This is a genomic window from Aureibaculum algae (assembly GCF_006065315.1).
Classification (GTDB): domain Bacteria; phylum Bacteroidota; class Bacteroidia; order Flavobacteriales; family Flavobacteriaceae; genus Aureibaculum; species Aureibaculum algae.
On the sequence record NZ_CP040749.1, the window covers coordinates 4,088,749 to 4,106,448 of the forward strand.

At 31.8% G+C, this 17,700-nt stretch carries 16 protein-coding genes; 5 read left to right on the plus strand and 11 right to left on the minus strand.

The annotated features are described in order from the left end of the window. Positions 1 to 58 precede the first annotated feature (58 nt). From ligD to FF125_RS17435, 5 genes are all read left to right on the plus strand, one after another. Positions 59 to 964 carry a non-homologous end-joining DNA ligase gene (gene ligD, locus FF125_RS17415; protein WP_138950971.1) on the plus strand — a complete coding sequence of 302 codons (906 nt, stop codon included), beginning with the start codon at positions 59 to 61 and terminating at the stop codon, positions 962 to 964. A 31-nt stretch (positions 965 to 995) separates the two neighbouring features. Further along, complete coding sequence (locus FF125_RS17420; protein ID WP_138950972.1) at positions 996 to 2,306, plus strand: erythromycin esterase family protein; 1,311 nt, start codon at positions 996 to 998, stop codon at positions 2,304 to 2,306. 91 nt (positions 2,307 to 2,397) lie between these two features. Next, entirely contained in the window at positions 2,398 to 3,249 is an 852-nt protein-coding gene (locus tag FF125_RS17425; protein WP_138950973.1) for an OmpA/MotB family protein, read from the plus strand. A 101-nt stretch (positions 3,250 to 3,350) separates the two neighbouring features. Then, the gene (locus tag FF125_RS17430; RefSeq protein ID WP_138950974.1) at positions 3,351 to 4,196 is read left to right on the plus strand and encodes a universal stress protein; all 846 of its coding nucleotides are present in this window, start codon (positions 3,351 to 3,353) and stop codon (positions 4,194 to 4,196) included. 136 nt (positions 4,197 to 4,332) lie between these two features. Beyond that, complete coding sequence (locus tag FF125_RS17435; protein WP_138950975.1) at positions 4,333 to 5,052, plus strand: peroxiredoxin; 720 nt, start codon at positions 4,333 to 4,335, stop codon at positions 5,050 to 5,052. Positions 5,053 to 5,429: 377 nt separating this feature from the next. Here the strand turns inward: FF125_RS17435 and FF125_RS17440 are convergent, their stop codons facing one another. From FF125_RS17440 to FF125_RS17490, 11 genes are all read right to left on the minus strand, one after another. Then, complete coding sequence (locus FF125_RS17440; RefSeq protein WP_138950976.1) at positions 5,430 to 6,896, minus strand: hypothetical protein; 1,467 nt, start codon at positions 6,894 to 6,896, stop codon at positions 5,430 to 5,432. 9 nt (positions 6,897 to 6,905) lie between these two features. Then, on the minus strand, positions 6,906 to 8,504 hold the full coding sequence (locus tag FF125_RS17445; RefSeq protein WP_138950977.1) for an SLC13 family permease: 1,599 nt from the start codon (positions 8,502 to 8,504) through the stop codon (positions 6,906 to 6,908). Between the two features lie 83 nt (positions 8,505 to 8,587). Further along, positions 8,588 to 9,061: a CYTH domain-containing protein gene (locus FF125_RS17450; protein ID WP_138950978.1), complete on the minus strand. Its 474-nt coding sequence runs from the start codon at positions 9,059 to 9,061 to the stop codon at positions 8,588 to 8,590. 2 nt (positions 9,062 to 9,063) lie between these two features. Further along, positions 9,064 to 9,705, minus strand: coding sequence for a hypothetical protein (locus FF125_RS17455; RefSeq protein ID WP_138950979.1), 642 nt, complete (start codon positions 9,703 to 9,705; stop codon positions 9,064 to 9,066). A 10-nt stretch (positions 9,706 to 9,715) separates the two neighbouring features. Beyond that, entirely contained in the window at positions 9,716 to 10,255 is a 540-nt protein-coding gene (locus FF125_RS17460; RefSeq protein WP_138950980.1) for an SdiA-regulated domain-containing protein, read from the minus strand. Beyond that, positions 10,256 to 11,239: a lamin tail domain-containing protein gene (locus tag FF125_RS17465; RefSeq protein WP_138950981.1), complete on the minus strand. Its 984-nt coding sequence runs from the start codon at positions 11,237 to 11,239 to the stop codon at positions 10,256 to 10,258. It lies immediately after the preceding gene. Between the two features lie 66 nt (positions 11,240 to 11,305). Further along, positions 11,306 to 11,860, minus strand: coding sequence for a hypothetical protein (locus FF125_RS17470; RefSeq protein ID WP_138950982.1), 555 nt, complete (start codon positions 11,858 to 11,860; stop codon positions 11,306 to 11,308). Between the two features lie 19 nt (positions 11,861 to 11,879). Continuing rightward, complete coding sequence (locus FF125_RS17475) at positions 11,880 to 13,247, minus strand: OprO/OprP family phosphate-selective porin (RefSeq protein WP_175418953.1); 1,368 nt, start codon at positions 13,245 to 13,247, stop codon at positions 11,880 to 11,882. 136 nt (positions 13,248 to 13,383) lie between these two features. Continuing rightward, entirely contained in the window at positions 13,384 to 13,827 is a 444-nt protein-coding gene (locus FF125_RS17480; RefSeq protein WP_138950984.1) for an Hsp20/alpha crystallin family protein, read from the minus strand. Between the two features lie 202 nt (positions 13,828 to 14,029). Then, positions 14,030 to 15,697 (minus strand): alpha-amylase family glycosyl hydrolase, encoded by a 1,668-nt coding sequence (locus FF125_RS17485; protein WP_138950985.1) that lies wholly within the window; start codon positions 15,695 to 15,697, stop codon positions 14,030 to 14,032. 115 nt (positions 15,698 to 15,812) lie between these two features. Next, positions 15,813 to 17,696 carry an alpha-amylase family glycosyl hydrolase gene (locus FF125_RS17490; protein ID WP_138950986.1) on the minus strand — a complete coding sequence of 628 codons (1,884 nt, stop codon included), beginning with the start codon at positions 17,694 to 17,696 and terminating at the stop codon, positions 15,813 to 15,815. Positions 17,697 to 17,700: the final 4 nt, after the last annotated feature.

Genomic DNA, 17,700 nt, shown 5'->3' on the forward strand with positions numbered 1-17,700 from the left:
CTAAAGTACTTTTGATATCATGATTAGTTATTGTTGTTTTTAATCTTAAAAAGTAATTATGAAAACTGACACTCACGATATTATAATATCTCATAGCGACAAGATACTATTCCCAACGTCTGCAATTACAAAAAATGATATTATTAAGTATTATAAAAACATTGCAAACTTCATGTTACCTTATTTACACGACAGACCATTAACGATGCAACGTTTTCCAGAAGGGATTACCGAAACAGGCTTTTTTCAAAAAAATGAACCAAGCTATTTTCCAGATTGGATCACAACAAAAAAAATAAAAAAAGTTGATGGGTGGGTTAATCACATTATTTGCAATACAGAAAAAACACTCATTTATCTTGTAAATCAAGAGGTACTTACTTTTCACATTGCGTTAAGTCAAATTGATAAAATAGACTATCCAAACAAGTTGGTTTTTGATTTAGATCCGCCAAATGGTAATTTTAATCTTGCTATTAAAGCTGCTAAAGCCTTACGCTATCTTTTAGAAGAAGAATTAGAATTAAGCACTTATGTAATGACTACTGGCTCTCGTGGACTACACGTAGTAACCCCTTTAAATAGTGATGAAAATTTTGACGAAGTTCATGAATTTTCAAAAATGGTAGCTACATATATCTCAAATAAAAATTCAAAAGAATTTACAACCGCCATTAGAAAAGTAAAACGAAAAGGACGACTTTACATTGACTACCTTAGAAATTCTTATGCTCAAACAAGTGTTGCCCCTTTTTCTGTTAGAGCCATTGAATATGCCCCCATTGCAACACCCTTAAATTGGGACGATTTGAATGATAACTCACTCCATGCTCAATCGTATACTATTAACAATATTTTTAAAAAATTAGAAAGAGAGGGTAATCCTTGGGCCGATTTCGAGCTTAATTGTAAAAGTATAGAGAAATCAAAAATTCAACTGAAAAAATTAATAGATAAAATTTAAAGCTTTATATGAATCACTAAAATTTAAAAAGATGGGTACTACAGGTCATAAAATTTCGATCTTAAAAGATCTTGGCAAAAAATTAAAAACAGATAAAGATTTAGATTTACTCATCGATAAATTGGCCGATTCTAGGCTTGTTTTATTGGGTGAAGCTTCTCATGGTACTCATGAATTTTATACTTGGAGGGCGGCAATTAGTAAAAGGTTAATTGAAGAACATGGCTTTGACTTTATTGCCGTTGAAGGCGATTGGCCTGACTTCTATCAGGTAAATCGTTACATAAAACAATATAACACAGAATATAAAAACGCTAAAGATGTTTTAAAAAATTTTAACCGATGGCCTACATGGATGTGGGCAAATTGGGAAACCGAAGCCTTAATTAAATGGTTACATAATTACAATAAAAATATTACCGCCAATAAACGTATCGGCATGTATGGTTTAGACGTTTACAGTCTTTGGGAATCTATGGAAACAATTGTTGATTACCTCAAAGTAAATGACCCTTCTTTATTGCCAACAGCTAAAAAAGCTGTTAGCTGTTTTGAACCTTTTGGTGATGAAGCTGGTATGGCTTATGCTAGGTTCTTACATCGATTTGCCCCCAAAACTTGTGAAAATGAAGTAGTTGACCTGTTGCAGGATATTTTAAGAAACGCTACGCATTATAATTCAGATTTAGAAGCATCTTTAAATATTGAGCAAAATGCTCACATTGCAAAAAATGCGGAGCAATATTATCGTTCTATTGTTTCTGCAGACCAAAATTCATGGAACATAAGAGATCATCATATGATGGACACTTTACGAAGGCTATTGACTTTTCATGGAACAAATTCTAAAGCCATTGTATGGGAGCACAACACGCATGTAGGTGATGCCAGAGCAACAGATATGCATCAAGAAGGGTTGGTAAATGTTGGTCAATTAGTTAGGGAAGAATTACCAAATCTTAATCCCAAAATTATTGGTTTCGGTTCCTATAAAGGTAGCGTAATGGCTGGTAAAGAATGGGGTGCCACCATGCAAAAAATGACGGTACCATCGGCGAAAAAAAACTCATGGGAATACCTGCTACATAAAACAGGAAAAGGAGATCAGTTACTATTTATGGATTCACTAAAAGCTAATGTTCATTTCAAAGCACCTATCCCCCATCGTGCTATAGGTGTGGTTTATCATCCTAAATACGAAAGTATCGGAAACTATGTACCATCTATAATGCCTGAAAGGTACGATGCTTTTATTCATATTGAAAACTCAAAGGCCTTGCATTCCATGCATGTACATACAGATAAATCTCAGTTACCCGAAACCTATCCATGGGCATTTTAACTTTTAAAAATTTATTTATGATGATATAGGTCATTGTGAAATTACTTAAAATTAACATCCTTTACATTTCAATTTATTAAAATATAATATTATGAAAACTTTAAAATTTAGCGTTATACTTCTTATCGTATTTTTCACTTCTTGTGTAAGTCAAAAAAAATATACAAATCTCCAAAACATTGCTGATAATTGCGAAAGTAATCTTAAAAATGTCTCTAGCGAACGTCTTCTATTAGAAAATAATTTAGCCAATGAGAAAAATAAATCTAAAGCACTTGAACAACAAGTAGATTATTTTAAAAGCACCAATACAAACCTTTTAGATCGTCTTTCAGACCTCTCTGTTGTAAGTAAATCAGGAGCCGAGAGTATTAAAAAATCTTTAGAAGCTTTAAACGAACAAAATACTTATATAAAAAACTTAACCAGTTCAATGCAAAGAAAAGATTCTCTTAACCTTGCATTGGTAATGAACCTTAAGCGTTCTTTAAATAATTTTGATGATGAGGATATTAATATTGAAGTAAAGAAAGGAGTTGTTTATGTTTCCTTATCAGACAGAATGCTTTTCAAATCTGGTAGTTACACCATAAATGATTCAGCACAAGAAGTAATAGGTAAGATTGCCAAAATTGTAAATGACCATAACGAGTTAGACATTCTAATTGAAGGTCACACTGACACCGTACCAATTCATACAGCATGTATGGTAGATAATTGGGATTTAAGTACTAAAAGAGCAACCTCTATTGTTCGGTTAATGCAAACCAAATTTGGTGTACATCCTGAAAGAATGACAGCAGGAGGCCGTTCAGAATATATACCTAAAGCTTCAAATGACACTGTTGAAGGTAGAGCTGCAAATCGTAGAACCGAGATCATTATTCTTCCAAAACTTGATCAGTTCTTTGAACTTTTAGAACCACCAACAACCTCCAAATAAATTAATATTTGTTAGGTCAAAAAAGAAATGACTAAAAAAGGAAGTCACCCCATAAAGACTTCCTTTTTTTTTAAGAGAATTTAAGATATATACTATTTACGATGAAAAAACAAATCTTATGTTATACAGATTTTTCTGAGAATGCATTGAATGCCATTAATTATGCTATAAAATTATATGAACAAGAATCTTGTGTGTTTTATATTTTAAATGCGTTTCAAGCAGATAGAGAAGCTTCAGATATTGAGGCTCTCGTGCCAGATCCAGAAAACGAAAACTATATAACAGCTAAGAAAACATCAGAAGTTGGCTTAAAGAATATTGTAGCTATTATAAATTCAAATGACAATCACATATACAAAATCGTATCTAATTTTAACGCTTTATTGTTTGCCCTAAAGGATACTATAAAAAATAACAATATTGATTTACTTGCAATTGGCACTAACAAAGCATCAGATATTGAAAGTGGAAATGGTATTCCTACCCTAAGTATTATGGAATATATTACAGAATGTTCAGTTATTGCAGTTCCTGGAGACTATAATTTTTCAGGACTTAAAAATATAGTACTTCCCCTTGATTACAAAGAAGCAATAAACGAAATAAATTTTACTGAATTGTTAGTAATTAATAAGCTATATCATCCTGAAATACACTTGGTACACATCAAAAATGAGTTTAATCTTAATAACCACCAATTAGAAAACAAAACCTTGTTAGAATCGATATTTAAAGGGTTAAAATATAGTTTTGATACACTTAAACTTATGAATATTAATAAAAGTATTCATTTGCTTATTGATAATAAACAATACGACCTCATCATTTTTCTTGATGAAAAATCGAATTACATTGGCAACGAATTACCTAGGTCTTTACGCAAACAAATAGATACGCATTTATCAATTCCTGTTTTATTACTTAATATTAAAGTAGCATCGTAAAACCAATTAACAGAAAATACCTTAACATTATAAAAATACAATATGTATTACTGTAAAACTGACCTCGGTCATTTCAGTTACTAAACATGATCCATAATTTTGATATTCAATAATAAATCATTTAATAACATTAACAATGGAAACATTAGCAACAGAAACAGAAGTAACTTCAATGCCAAGAATAGGTGATGAAGCTCCAAAATTTAAAGCAGTAACTACACAAGGAGATATTAACTTTCCTGATGATTATAAAGGAGAATGGGTAATATTATTTAGTCACCCTGCAGATTTTACACCCGTTTGTACTAGTGAATTTATAACATTCGCAAATCTTGAAAGTAAGTTTAATAAAGCAAATTGTAAACTCGTTGGATTATCTATTGATGGTTTATACAGTCACATTGCCTGGTTACGAACCATTAAAGATAAAATTGAGTTTAATGGTATGAAAAACGTTGAAGTCAAATTTCCTTTAATTGAAGATATCTCTATGGAAATTGCCAAAAAATATGGAATGCTACAACCAGGAGAGAGTAAAACACAAGCTGTGAGAGCAGTATTCTTTATAGACCCAAAAAGTACTGTTAGAGCTATAATTTATTACCCTTTGAGTTTAGGTAGAAATTTCGACGAGATTTATAGAGCTCTAATTGCTATGCAAACTGCCGATGCTTTTAACGTTGCTACTCCTGCCGATTGGAATCCTGGTGATGATGTAATTGTATCACCCGCAGGTTCTTGTGGTGTAGCCGAAGAAAGAATGACTAATACTGACGAATTAGATTGTAAAGATTGGTTTTTCTGTACTAAGAAATTAGACAAAGATGAAATATTAAAGAAAGTTCTTAAAAGTTAAGTCATTCATTTTTTATGTTTAATCTCTCAAATCTTTTGTAATAAACTAATGTGTTTATAGCAATTACGAATAATGAAACTAAGAGAGATAGCATATTTCTTGATTACAATAGTTACATTAATATGCAATGGGTTTCCATTTTATAACCTACCCAAACTGTTTTAGTCGAAATTAATTTTCCGCTACTAAACCAATTTACGGATGACCTAAGTTATAAAATGGAAACTTTTATTATGTTTTACATATTTGTTTTTTCATAATAATATATTGGGTTAGAGAAAGCCTTTAGGATTTTCGAAAATGTAGTTATAACCTCAACAACATATAGCAAGGTCAACTTCGAAAAACAAAAGTGAGTCGCTGAAAAAGATGAATATTTAGTTTTTATAGTTGACATCGTTTAAACGTACTTTTTCAATACGTTTAATACCATTTCTACTCATAATAATACGATAACGTCTATATTCAGCCCCTTTTTCAGTAAAATATTTTTGAATAATATTAATGGGATATACCTTGTCGGCAATTTTTGTGTACAATTCTCCTTTTTTAACTAAAATATAATCCTTTTCAGGATCATCCATATATTGAATAAAGCGATGAAAATTAAATCTTGTAATATCTATTAAACCTAAAATATTTTCATCTGGCAAATCAACACTAAATCGCTTTGAATTTAAAATAATTTTCTTTTTGTACTGAATAATTTGTTCATTTAACGCTCTCGTATTAATTGTTCTATCCTTAAACCTATATTTTTTAATAACAGATTCTAATTTTTTAAAAGGAACAAAGCCAAAGCTTTCTTTAAAAAAGCCAATTCTTCTTCCAAGTGAATTTGTAATATTTATTCTAAAATCATAAAAAAACGTACTCGATTTACTCATAAACTGCATGCTTATAAAGCTCTTTATTCTATCTTTTAACATATAGCTAATTATCAAAGCAATAAAAAAGGGCAAGGTGAAATTTCCATAGTATTTTTGAAAGTAAAAGGCTACACCTGTAGAAAAAATCATAGCAAGTCCAGCAGCCATTGCTAACAATGTTTGTTCAAAAACAACCCCATCTTTACGAACATCTTGGTTCAAAAAAACGACACTGTCAATATATTTTTTTAATTGATTTCGTTTATATAAGAGTTCTTCAGAACTAATAGATTTACTTTTTGGAGAATCATACCCCTTATCCCTTTTGTATTTTTGTTCATAATCAATTATCTTGATAATTGTATTGAGTTGATTATTCAACTCATGTCTTTTTAAATAATTATATAAACGCATAAGTTGCAACTCTACAACATTACTCATATGTTCATCTGCATACAATACAAATTTCTTATTATTCATTATTAATGAAGAATTGGAGACACTTTCAACTATCTTCCTGTATTTAGAAAGCATCTTTGGAATCATATTTAAAAAGCTTTCCACTTTTCTAACATTTAGACTTTTTGATTTAAAAAAAGCATCGACCCGCTCACTTATTAAAGAAGTAAATATTGACGCAAACATTTTTACTTGATCTTCATAAAGCGATCGTTTTTTTTCAGAGGAATCATTGATAAAAACGTTTGTATTTGTTTCTAACCTCTTTAATAATGAGTTTTTACCTCGATTGATTTGACTTAATGTGTATTTAGGACTGTCATATTTTGTAAACAATCTAACATCATTATAAAATTTAGTACTGGGATATGTTTTGTTATTAATGTTTAAACTATCTGGGAAAAACAAATAAGTTATTGTGGTGTAGACCGATTCTTTTCTCTTAAAAATTGTATTATAAGTAACATCAATAACTACCGAAAATTTATCATGTATTTTGATTGTACTCTTAATCATAATGCTAATTTAAAACAATCCGTTAGGGGTAATATTTAACCATTTAAAATAGGTCATCGCCATTAATATTGAAGTTAGCCAAGCGATGACTTGCATGGTAAAACCATATTTAAAAGCATCTGACATACTGTAGTGATTGGTAGAATAAAGTAAAAGACCGGGTTTGCTATTAAAAGGCAATACATAAACATGTTCAATTAAAAAGGCAACTGGTAATGCCAAACTAACAACCTCAAAACCAAATCTTGTCGCAATTCCTATAGCAATGGGAATAAAAATCATAGTCCGCATTGTTTTTGATTGCATAAACAGTGAGCTAAACACCATAACGCCCGTTAAAACAACATACAATATCCAAAATGGAGTGGTCTCGCCAAAACCAAGCATATCGAAAAATGCATTTACTGAAATGGAAGGTAAATCGGTTACATTAAAACCTGCTCCTAAAGTATAGGCTCCAGCAGAGAATAATAATAAGTGCCATGGTATATCAACATCATTCCATTGTATAATACCTATCTTCGGTAATAATGCAACTATAGCTCCTACAAAAGCGACTGCGGTAGGACTAATGCCATGCCATCTATCTGTTACCCAAAAAAACAAAATAAGTCCGAAAATTATAACAGATTTCACTTCATTAAAAGAAAATGAGCCCATACTTTTCAATTCCTTTTTTAAACTTTCCATTCCTCCTTCAATACTCGGTAAACGTTCTTCTTTAGGAATTGGAAAAATTATTTTTGTACCAACTATCCAACCGATCAACATTAAACCTAACGCCACAGGAAAAGAAGCAATCATCCATTGTGAAAAATAAATATCGGTACCAATAGCTCCTGCAATTAAAGATGCTGCCAATAAATTAGCACCAGAACCTGTTAAAAAAGAGGATGCTCCCATATTAATTTGAAATAAATTTTGAAGAATTAAATTTCTTCCAAAATTATTTTTATGACCTTTTGCAGCTCCATAAACTGCACCAACCACCATCATAATAGGCAATAGAATTGCTGCCTTTGCCGTAGTTGCTGATATGAAGAGTGATAATATTATATTAATGACCATAAAACTTAACATTACGGTAGAAGCATTTTTACCAAATTTAAGTATAAACCATAATGCAAAGCGTTTTGCCACGCCAGTTGCCACTAGCATACTCGCTAAAATAAATGATAAAATATTCAACCACATAATTTTATGCCCTAATTGTGCATAAGCAACCTCTTCCGGCAATACCTTTGTTAGAACCAGCGTGATAATTAACATAAGTGAAGTCAAATAATTGGGAATAGCCTGTGTAATCCATAAAATTAATGAAGTTACAAAAATGGCTAACATTGCTTTGTTAGAATGAACAAATTGTTGAAGGCCCACAAGATCATAATTCGCTTTGCCAGAAACACTTAAAGTGGAAACATCTATATGGTTTAAAAATGGAATATCAATAAAAAACATCAGTAGTATAAATGAAATAATAGCCAAAGGACCACCAATCTTCATTAAACTTTTTTCAAACTTTGATTTTTCCCTTTTAGGAAGCTTCTCCATACGGTAATTATGCATGTCAAGAACATCAAATTCTTTTACTAGCTTTTTATCTTCCATCTTTTGGGGTTTTTTACATTTCGTTGGAATAAAACTAACGCGATAAAAAGAAGCTGACTACACATTTTAGGCAGCCTCCTTTTTTACCATTTCTTAAATGGATTTTTCTTTAACATAGCATTATAATATTTCACGTCACCTGTTACTTCTTTGCCCAACCATTGCGGTTTTTCAAAAAATTCATCTTTCGATTTCAACTCCAATTCTGCTACTATTAACCCTTCATTATCACCGTGAAATTCATCTATTTCGAATTTATGTTTTCCTAATTGTACGTTATAACGCGTTTTATCAATAACGCCTGGTTCACAAATTTTCAGCAACTCTTCGGCTTCTTTTTCTGGAATCTTTTTTTCCCATTCGTACCGAGAAGCACCAGATTTATCACCTATTCCTTTAATTGTGATAAATCCTTGATGGTCACTTATTCTAATTCTAACCGCTCTTTCTGGAACTGACGATAAGTATCCTTGAGTTATCCGCATCGCTTTAACCGATTCTTCCATTTTAAATGAACTGTCTTTTACTAAAAACTTTCTTTCAATCTCTTTTCCCATAATTAATTAGCTAAAGATTTATGAATCCAACCTATTACACGTTTAATGGCTTGTAAATAATTTATATTCTCAACACCTTCCAAGCCAACATCTGAAAGCGTTTTTTTAACATCCTCAATTTCTGTAGATTCAGAATTAATTGTAATCACTTTTGCTCCATTAAACAGAACATTTGCAACTTCGCAAATACTGTTATTTACCATATAACCAAACCGTTCTTTATGCACATTAACCCTTTGCAGATTATCATTTGCATCAATCAATTCTAAAAATTCTTTGAGACCATAACTGTTTTTATTTAAGACAGGGGTTTCTACTTGGAAAGCAGGAAAAACATCCGTTATTAAAACCTCTTTAGAGATTGGAAATTCTCCTTTCATTAGTGGATTCCATTGTTCTAAGCCATCAACTGTTTGTACATATGTTTTGATATCCATTTTACCATCTCTAATTTTGGTATTATTAATATCATTGGTTTTTGAAATAATATATATTTCATCCGATTCTCGTTTCCATACACTCTGTGGTACTGGAACTGACAAACGAGCCATTAATTTAGCCTGCTTATCAAAATGCTGCCCAAAGGTTCTAAACTCAAAACGCGGTTTTGAAATTTCTCCTATTTTCATTGTTGAATTTGACATCGTTTTTATTTTAATGATCTGGTTTATCAAATACGTATAATTTCTCTTCACTATCACTAACAATATAAATTTTATCATTAGCGATAACTACCCCTTCAGACTTCACAAAATCAATAGAATAACTTTTAATAACCTCTCCTTTTAAATTACATTGATTAACCGTTTTACTCTGATCACTAACAATCCATAGTGCATCTATACTAGCATCATAAAATATTCCTGAATAGTCTTGTGCAAAAAGTAAGTGATACTCATCAATAATTGAAAAATCTTCGGCTAAATGAATTAATTTTCCTGGGTCTTTTTCATTTAGAATATAGGTTGTTTTATCTTTTGAATTGTACGTAACCCCTTCCATTCCACTATTTGGAGTTGTGTTTTCATATTCAATAGCATGTGTAATTGTTGTACCATCTGTTATGTTTAACTCAACAACTTCTTTTTTAACTTCTTCGGCTAGTAATAACTTTCCTTCTGTATAGGTGCTTACTCCCTCTAAATCATTACCTACAAAAGCGAGTGTATCTAATACTTCACCAGTCAATGACATTTAATAAACTTTAAGTGTTTGGTCACTAACCGTAAATAATTCATTATTTAGATAAGCTAAACCCGAGGGTTCAGGTACATCAATAGCATAACTTGCCTGTAAATTAAGATATTCATAAATTGTTCCGTTTGCTGCTTTTTTTGAATCATCCATAACTACCCATGTATCACTGCCGTCTGACACTCTCCCATAAGACCTTTCTTCATAAGCCGATAAATCCGGCAAGTCAATTTGATCGATAATAGTTCCTTCTGAATTAGTTAATGTAATTAGTTCTCCTCCTTTAGAAATTTTGAAATTAGCTGAACCGTTTGTGTCTAAACCATCACAATTAAAAACCACATAACCACCTGATGAAATGACCATATTTGGTATTACCCAACTTGATCCACTATCTGCTAAAGAGTAGCCTGTTAAATCAATCTCTTGGGCTCCTCCATTATATAACTCTAACCAATCTGGAGAACCTGAAGCTTTAATTTCATTAATTTTCACTTTAATTTTACTTAAAGCATTATTATTTGAAGCTCCTTTAGTAGCAGCCGTAACCACCCACTGATCTCCACCATCAACCTCCCTACTATAAGAATTATCAGGTGTAATTGACAAATCTGGTGTAGTAACCTCATCTATTAAAATATCATTTTCATTATATAAATAGACAGATTCTCCACCAGCTGATATTTTGAAATTTGTAGATCCATTTGTGTCTAAACCATCACAGTCATAAGTTACAAAACCGTCTGCGGGTACAATACCACTTGGTACAGGCCATTTTGTTCCACTATCGGCTAAAGCATAACCCGTTAAATCAATTGCGGTAGTTCCTGAATTATATAATTCTATCCAATCTGGTCCAGTTGTAAATATTTCATTTAATTGAATTTCACTCGTAACCAATTCATCGGGTTTCATAACATTATCATCTACACAACTAATTATCGTAAATAGAAATAATGCTAATAAATATCTTAAATTTTTCATCTATTGAAATGTTAGTATAATCTATTAGCTTACACTAGTAATTACAGTTTGATTCCTATTTTTTTATCACTGAACATTAAATACATTCCAAAGTATAGGGTCTTCTTTAAAAGCATCTGATTGGTCAGTTGTTCCACCTCCAGGGGTATCATCCAAATACATAGTGCCATCATTTGCATAATAATATTCAGCCTTATCGGTAGCAATACGAACATAAAAAGATACTTTTGAACCCGTTTCACTTAAAGAATCACCAGTATCAGTAGTTACATCTTTTAAATTAATGGTTACTCCTGTTTGAGTAAATGAAGTATCATCTTCACCAGAAACTTTATTAGCTTTAACATAAACTGGAGTATCGCCAATAGCAAAATAAATTCGTGCTTCTGCTATTTCATCAGTACTATCATAAATTAATACAACCGGAATATCTGTATCAGGAACAGGGTTTGTGGGGAACATAATACTTTTTAATGGTCCCTCAGTAGAAGTTGTGGTTTGATTAACAACAGCATCATAAACAACAGCACCTGAATCATCTTTGAATACTTCATCCTCAACACAACTTATGGTTAAGGTAAAGGCAATAATAACAATTAATAAATATCTTAAATTTTTCATTTTCTCTATTTTTTAATTCTTAAAAATCCATCTCTAATCTCATCGTTAGCATTCCAAAATCGTCACCTCCATTACCATTTGTCTCAATGACATCTGCAGGATCTTTAGTTAAATCTCCATTAAGGTCATGTCCAATATATAATTTCCCTTTACCGTTGGCATATCTATCATTATTAGTATATACATAGTTCACCATAAATTTAACATTGGGATTGAAATGATAGTTTAAACCAAATGTATATCCCTCTGCTGAACCTCCATAAACTTCGGCATCAAAATCATTAGCATCTACATAATCATACCTAAAAGCAAGTTCTAAATCACCATACTTTTTACCTCTAGATATACGCGTAAATTCACCTTCGGCTTTATTATAATTATATTTTCCACCAAACAATAAGTATCCTGCTTGTGCATAAAAACCGTCAATATTAACCGATGATAAATCATCCATTCTATTCACATTTACTATTTTATATTCGCTCTGAAACATAAGCCCTTTATAAGCTCCTGCCAATTCAAAATCAAACATATTTGTATTGTCTACATTTAAAATATCATCGGTATCTATGTATTTTTTCCTGTTGATTGATGAGTATGAACGTGTGCTATATCTAAATGAATTTGGAACCTCCGCAGTCGTTTGTGGTGTTCGATAGGTTGCTGCAACACCTAAATGCAGTACTTTGTCATTATCAATAATTGGTCTATAAACCACTCTACCCGTAAAAGCATATCCTTCATCCAAACCGAAATCTTTATTAGCGTCTTGAGATAAAGTTACTTCTTCTAATTCACCAACGGTATTAAAATGAGCTCCTCCAGATAATATATATTTATCTTTCCAGTGGTTGGCTTGGATACCTAAATGACGTGATGGGTCTAATTTCGAGGATAAAGAACGTTCTATAAAAGTTACATATCTAGAAGTTGTATTGGTTTCTAACCCAAAACTTTCTCGAAAATGACCAGCTTTAATATTTAAATCACCTGAATCAAAAGTATATTTAACATAAGCATCTTTTAACTCAACAGCTGAACCCGAAAAATCAAGGTCTAATTCACCATACCAATTATTCCATATAATGGCTTTAATGGCAAACCTAGCTCTACGAATTGTGGCACCATTCCCAATTGGATTCAATGCATCATTTGAAAAAATTCCACCATCAAACTGAATTCGATTATCAAACCAAAGCGAATAACTTTTATCATCTGAGGTGAAATTTAGAATTCCATCTTGAGCTTCCCCATTCAAACTTAACCATTTAACTTCTCGTCCATACTGGTTTATTCGAATAGAGTCATTCTTTTTTACATCTTGAGCATATGAACCAATACTGTAAAGGAATAATGCTATAATCAGTGCATAAAATTTATTTTTCATTTTTTTTAATTTAATGTTCATTATATGTAATACTCTATACCATAATTATTGTACATCATCATTTATATAAATATTGAATTCAATTACATTAAAAAAATGAGGAGAAAATTACAATCTCCTCATTTCAAAATAATTTTTAAGAAACTTCTATTACTTTTGGTGTATGTTTTTTCAATGCTTCTTTTTTGGCAAGATTGAATTTTAAGATTCCATCTTTATAAGAAGCTTTTACTTTTTCATCCTCAATACTATCTGGGAGTAATAAAGATCTTTCAAAAGAATCATAACTAAATTCCTTACAGGTATAGTCATCTTCCTTCTCTTCTGTAGTGTTTGATTTTTTAGCCGAAATATTAAGATATCCATTATCAATATTTACGTCAAAATCTTTTTTTGAATAACCAGGAGCTGCTAACTCTACTTGAAAATCCTCATCTGTTTCCTTGATGTTTAAAGCGGGTTCATCCATTTTTTTATTAAGAAAATTGTCTTTAAAAAAATCATCATTATTATTAAAAAAATCTGATGCCATAAGACTTCTCAATGGACTTGTTCTGTGTTTAAATTTTACGAGTGACATAATTTTACATTTTAAATTAAACAATTAATTTGATGTAAATTTATCACCCAAATACGCTACTAAAAATGACCTGAGTCAGTAAGGTCTTTTTTTTATTAACATTAATCATTAAAAAAAGAACGGATTCAAAAGCTTAACTTGTAACTTGAAAACAAAAAAAAAGCTTCCAATTTATTGGAAGCTTTTTTCTATTTTTAAAACCTTACATGATGAGAGGTTCTAATAACACAATGGTATAATTTGAATTCATAATTACTTTTCCATTTTCAACTTTAACTGAAGTGTTTGAATATGCCTCATGTAACTCCATACCCTCTTTAAAAACTGAAGATACCTTAATTTCTTTTTTCCCTTTTGGTAAATCCAAACCTATAACCACTGTATCTGTGAAATCTCCTTTCGTATACACTCTTGAAAACACATAGGGTGTATCAGAAATTTTTTTATGCCTTCCGGCTCCAACAGCAGGGTGTGAATTTCTAAAGTTACCCAACTTTTGCCAATGTAATAATATTCCATTTGTCTTAGCATTAGCATTAATACTGTCCCAATTCATAAAAGAACGTAACGTAGCATCTCCTTGAGTACCTTCTATAATTAGGTCTCTTGCCGATTCATCACCATAATAGGTTTGTGAAGTACCTGGTGTTAAGTATAAAATATTGGCTGTCTGTTCCGATTTTTTTCTTTCCGGATCAAACGGTTGTCCGTCATCATGTGAGGTTAAATAGTTTAAAACGCTGTACCCTTTTAGGGTTGTATTTAAAAGAGAATCATATTTTACAAAAATACTATCGTAGGTTTTTGTGGCATCATATTTTAATTCAAAATTAATTAATGCATTAAAACTTTTATCAAAATAATTGACTTTTTTATCACCAAAATCAAAGGCTTTCCCTGCACTTATACCATAATTATATACTTCACCCACCATATAAAAATTAGTATCATCTAACACTTTTTCAGGATTGTTTTTCTTCCATTCTGCGAAAGCAACATCACACGCTGTTCTGAACTCTTGCCATACATTTTCTTCTGTATGTTTTACCGTATCAACCCGATAACCATCAATACCAAATTCAGTAATATAATCTGTTAACCACTTTATGATGTAATAGCGTGGAGCTCTAGGATAGCCTGTTCTTTCAAAAAAAGCATCTAGCTCTTTCACTTCTTGAGCATAGCGTCCTTCTTTCTTCCATTTTTCGACCAATTGAGGAGGTAAGCCAACCTCTTCATTGCTTTCTGTTTTAATATCTGGTAGGTTTTCAACTAACGTACACGCAGTAGTACTTTCATAATCTTCGTAGGTACAAGCAGGTGCTGTTCGTACCCATTCGGCAGGCCAAACCGGGTCCTTTTCAGTCACAGGACCGGTATGATTTATTACGGCATCTAATAAAATCCGTATTCCATTTTTATGAGCAACTTCTACCAATTCTTTGACGTCTTCTTTCGTTCCAAAATTCGGATCAATAGCTGTCCAATCTTTTGTCCAATACCCATGAAAACCATAAGTAATTCCTGTTCCTTCATTTGTACCACCGTGAATTTGCTCTACTATTGGTGTCATCCAAATCGCATTAATACCTAAATCAGTAAAATAACCTTCTTTAATTTTCTGTGTGATACCTTTTATATCTCCTCCTTCAAAACCTCTTAATTTAGCAGCTTCTTCAGTGCGTTCAAAATTAATATCATTAGCTGGGTCTCCATTATTAAATCTATCCGTTAATAAAAAATATAGATTTGCTGCTTCCCAGACAAACGGAGTTTTCGATTCTGTTATTTCTGTAGGTTTTTGTTCTTTTTTGTTTGAACAACTGAAAAGGATAAAAGAAACTAATAGCGGTATTATGTATTTCTTCATTTTATTATTTTTTAAAAATTTGGGATGCCCCACTTCTAAATTTCAATCTTACGTTTGAGCAACGCTACTTTCCATTCGACTCCGCTCAGGCTGAAGGAAGGGAATTTTATTACTCTTATTTTAATTTCAAAATAAAGGACTCTAAAGGTTCTACATCTATTCTAATATAACCCACCCCCTTTTCTACTTTTAATGTGGGTTTATTTTTATGATAGATTTGGTCTTCCGTTTCATATTCCCCATCCTTTAAATTCCATTTTTTGATAATATCATTGGGTACCTGCAAGTCAAATCCATAATGATTACTGTCATTAAAATTTGAAACAATTATTAATTTTTCAGCAGCATCCCAACGTACATAAGACAGCACCTTATCATTATACCATTCCGTATGGTATCTATTATGATGATGAATATCTTGATACGCACCCATCATCGCTGAACTATTAATGGTAAAGTTTAACAACCGCTTATAAAAATCTCTTAGAGATTTTTCCTCATCGGTAGATGAACCTCCATCAAATTTTTTATCATTCACCCAACGTTGTAAATTTGGTACGCCAATATAGTCGAAAATAGAAGTTCTCGATGGACTTCCAAAACCCGCATTCTCTGCACCAGGCTCACCCAATTCTTGACCAAAATAGATTAAAGTTGGTGACGTACTAATAGTTGCAGAAATAACCATTGCCGGCTTTCCTTTTAAGGCATTACCTGCAAATTCAGGACTTGCAATTCGTTGTTCGTCATGATTTTCTAAAAAATGAAGCATGTGATGCTCAATATCTTTCTTCCATTTTTCAATATCTGCAATATGATCAGTAGAGCCATGACCTTGCATAATATTCTTAATGGTATCATAAAGCTGTACTTTATCGTATAGATAATCCATTTTCCCTTTACGGATATAATCTCGATACAAATCAGGATTGTACACCTCAGCCATTAAAAATGCATTTTCATTTTTCATCTTTATAGCAGAGTTCATATAACTCCAAAACTCAACTGGAACCATTTCAGCCATATCATATCGAAAGCCATCTACTCCCATTTCTATCCAATACAAAGCAATATCTTTAAATTTAACCCATGAGCTTGGCACTTTTTTATCCTTCCAGAAATCAAAATGCTTTTGATAATTTTTGTTCTCAAAGCCTTCTGGTAATTCGTTAAAATCTTTTCTGCCATCGGGACTCACCCCATAATTAATTTTCACTGTTTCATACCAGTCATTTACATCTGGCTGAGCTGCTCTTGAACCATTACCTGTCCATTTTGCAGGATATTCTTCAAACCTATGATCAGCAAGTGGATTGTTTTCACCCCCTAGTGGTTGATACCCATTTTGCCATTCAGGTACTTTAAAGGCCTCTCCTGGAACATAATAAAAATTATTATTGACGTCATAAACAACTGTTTTGTCATCTTTAGCACCAAAATCATCTACCCCTTCTGGATTGGTTAATCCTTGATAATTACGAGCAACATGGTTTGGAACAATGTCAATAATCAGTTGCAGCCCCGCTTTATGGGTGCGTTTAATTAAGGCTTTAAATTCGGCTAATCTTTTCGCAGGGTTATCGGCTAAATCAGGATTTACATTATAATAATCTTTAACGGCATAGGGAGAACCAGCACGTCCTTTAACTACATCAGGGTCATCATTTGAAATACCAAACTCTGTATAATCTCTAATTACATCATGATGAGGAATACCTGTGTACCAAATATGAGTTACCCCTAAATCCTTAATTTTCTTCAACGCTTTATCGGTAAAATCACTAAATTTTCCAACTCCATTTTCCTCGATGGTTCCCCAAGGTTTATTTGTCGTATTTGTGTTTCCAAATAATCTCGTAAACACTTGATAAACCACTTTTTTATGAGCACTTTTTTCTATTTTCATAGTTTGTTTTTCTTCTGGTTGTTTTTCTTTATCACATGCTACAAAAATGGTAACTAGCATAAAGAATAATATATATATTTTATTTGATCTCATTGCT

Coding starts and splice junctions, on each gene's coding strand:
- FF125_RS17465 (WP_138950981.1), bottom strand. CDS start 11,239: ATGAAAAATTTAAGATATTTATTAGCATTATTTCTATTTACGATAATT.
- FF125_RS17420 (WP_138950972.1), top strand. CDS start 996: ATGGGTACTACAGGTCATAAAATTTCGATCTTAAAAGATCTTGGCAAA.
- FF125_RS17430 (WP_138950974.1), top strand. CDS start 3,351: ATGAAAAAACAAATCTTATGTTATACAGATTTTTCTGAGAATGCATTG.
- FF125_RS17455 (WP_138950979.1), bottom strand. CDS start 9,705: ATGTCAAATTCAACAATGAAAATAGGAGAAATTTCAAAACCGCGTTTT.
- FF125_RS17485 (WP_138950985.1), bottom strand. CDS start 15,697: ATGAAGAAATACATAATACCGCTATTAGTTTCTTTTATCCTTTTCAGT.
- FF125_RS17460 (WP_138950980.1), bottom strand. CDS start 10,255: ATGTCATTGACTGGTGAAGTATTAGATACACTCGCTTTTGTAGGTAAT.
- FF125_RS17480 (WP_138950984.1), bottom strand. CDS start 13,827: ATGTCACTCGTAAAATTTAAACACAGAACAAGTCCATTGAGAAGTCTT.
- FF125_RS17470 (WP_138950982.1), bottom strand. CDS start 11,860: ATGAAAAATTTAAGATATTTATTAATTGTTATTATTGCCTTTACCTTA.
- FF125_RS17450 (WP_138950978.1), bottom strand. CDS start 9,061: ATGGGAAAAGAGATTGAAAGAAAGTTTTTAGTAAAAGACAGTTCATTT.
- FF125_RS17490 (WP_138950986.1), bottom strand. CDS start 17,696: ATGAGATCAAATAAAATATATATATTATTCTTTATGCTAGTTACCATT.
- FF125_RS17440 (WP_138950976.1), bottom strand. CDS start 6,896: ATGATTAAGAGTACAATCAAAATACATGATAAATTTTCGGTAGTTATT.
- FF125_RS17435 (WP_138950975.1), top strand. CDS start 4,333: ATGGAAACATTAGCAACAGAAACAGAAGTAACTTCAATGCCAAGAATA.
- FF125_RS17445 (WP_138950977.1), bottom strand. CDS start 8,504: ATGGAAGATAAAAAGCTAGTAAAAGAATTTGATGTTCTTGACATGCAT.
- ligD (WP_138950971.1), top strand. CDS start 59: ATGAAAACTGACACTCACGATATTATAATATCTCATAGCGACAAGATA.
- FF125_RS17475 (WP_175418953.1), bottom strand. CDS start 13,247: ATGAAAAATAAATTTTATGCACTGATTATAGCATTATTCCTTTACAGT.
- FF125_RS17425 (WP_138950973.1), top strand. CDS start 2,398: ATGAAAACTTTAAAATTTAGCGTTATACTTCTTATCGTATTTTTCACT.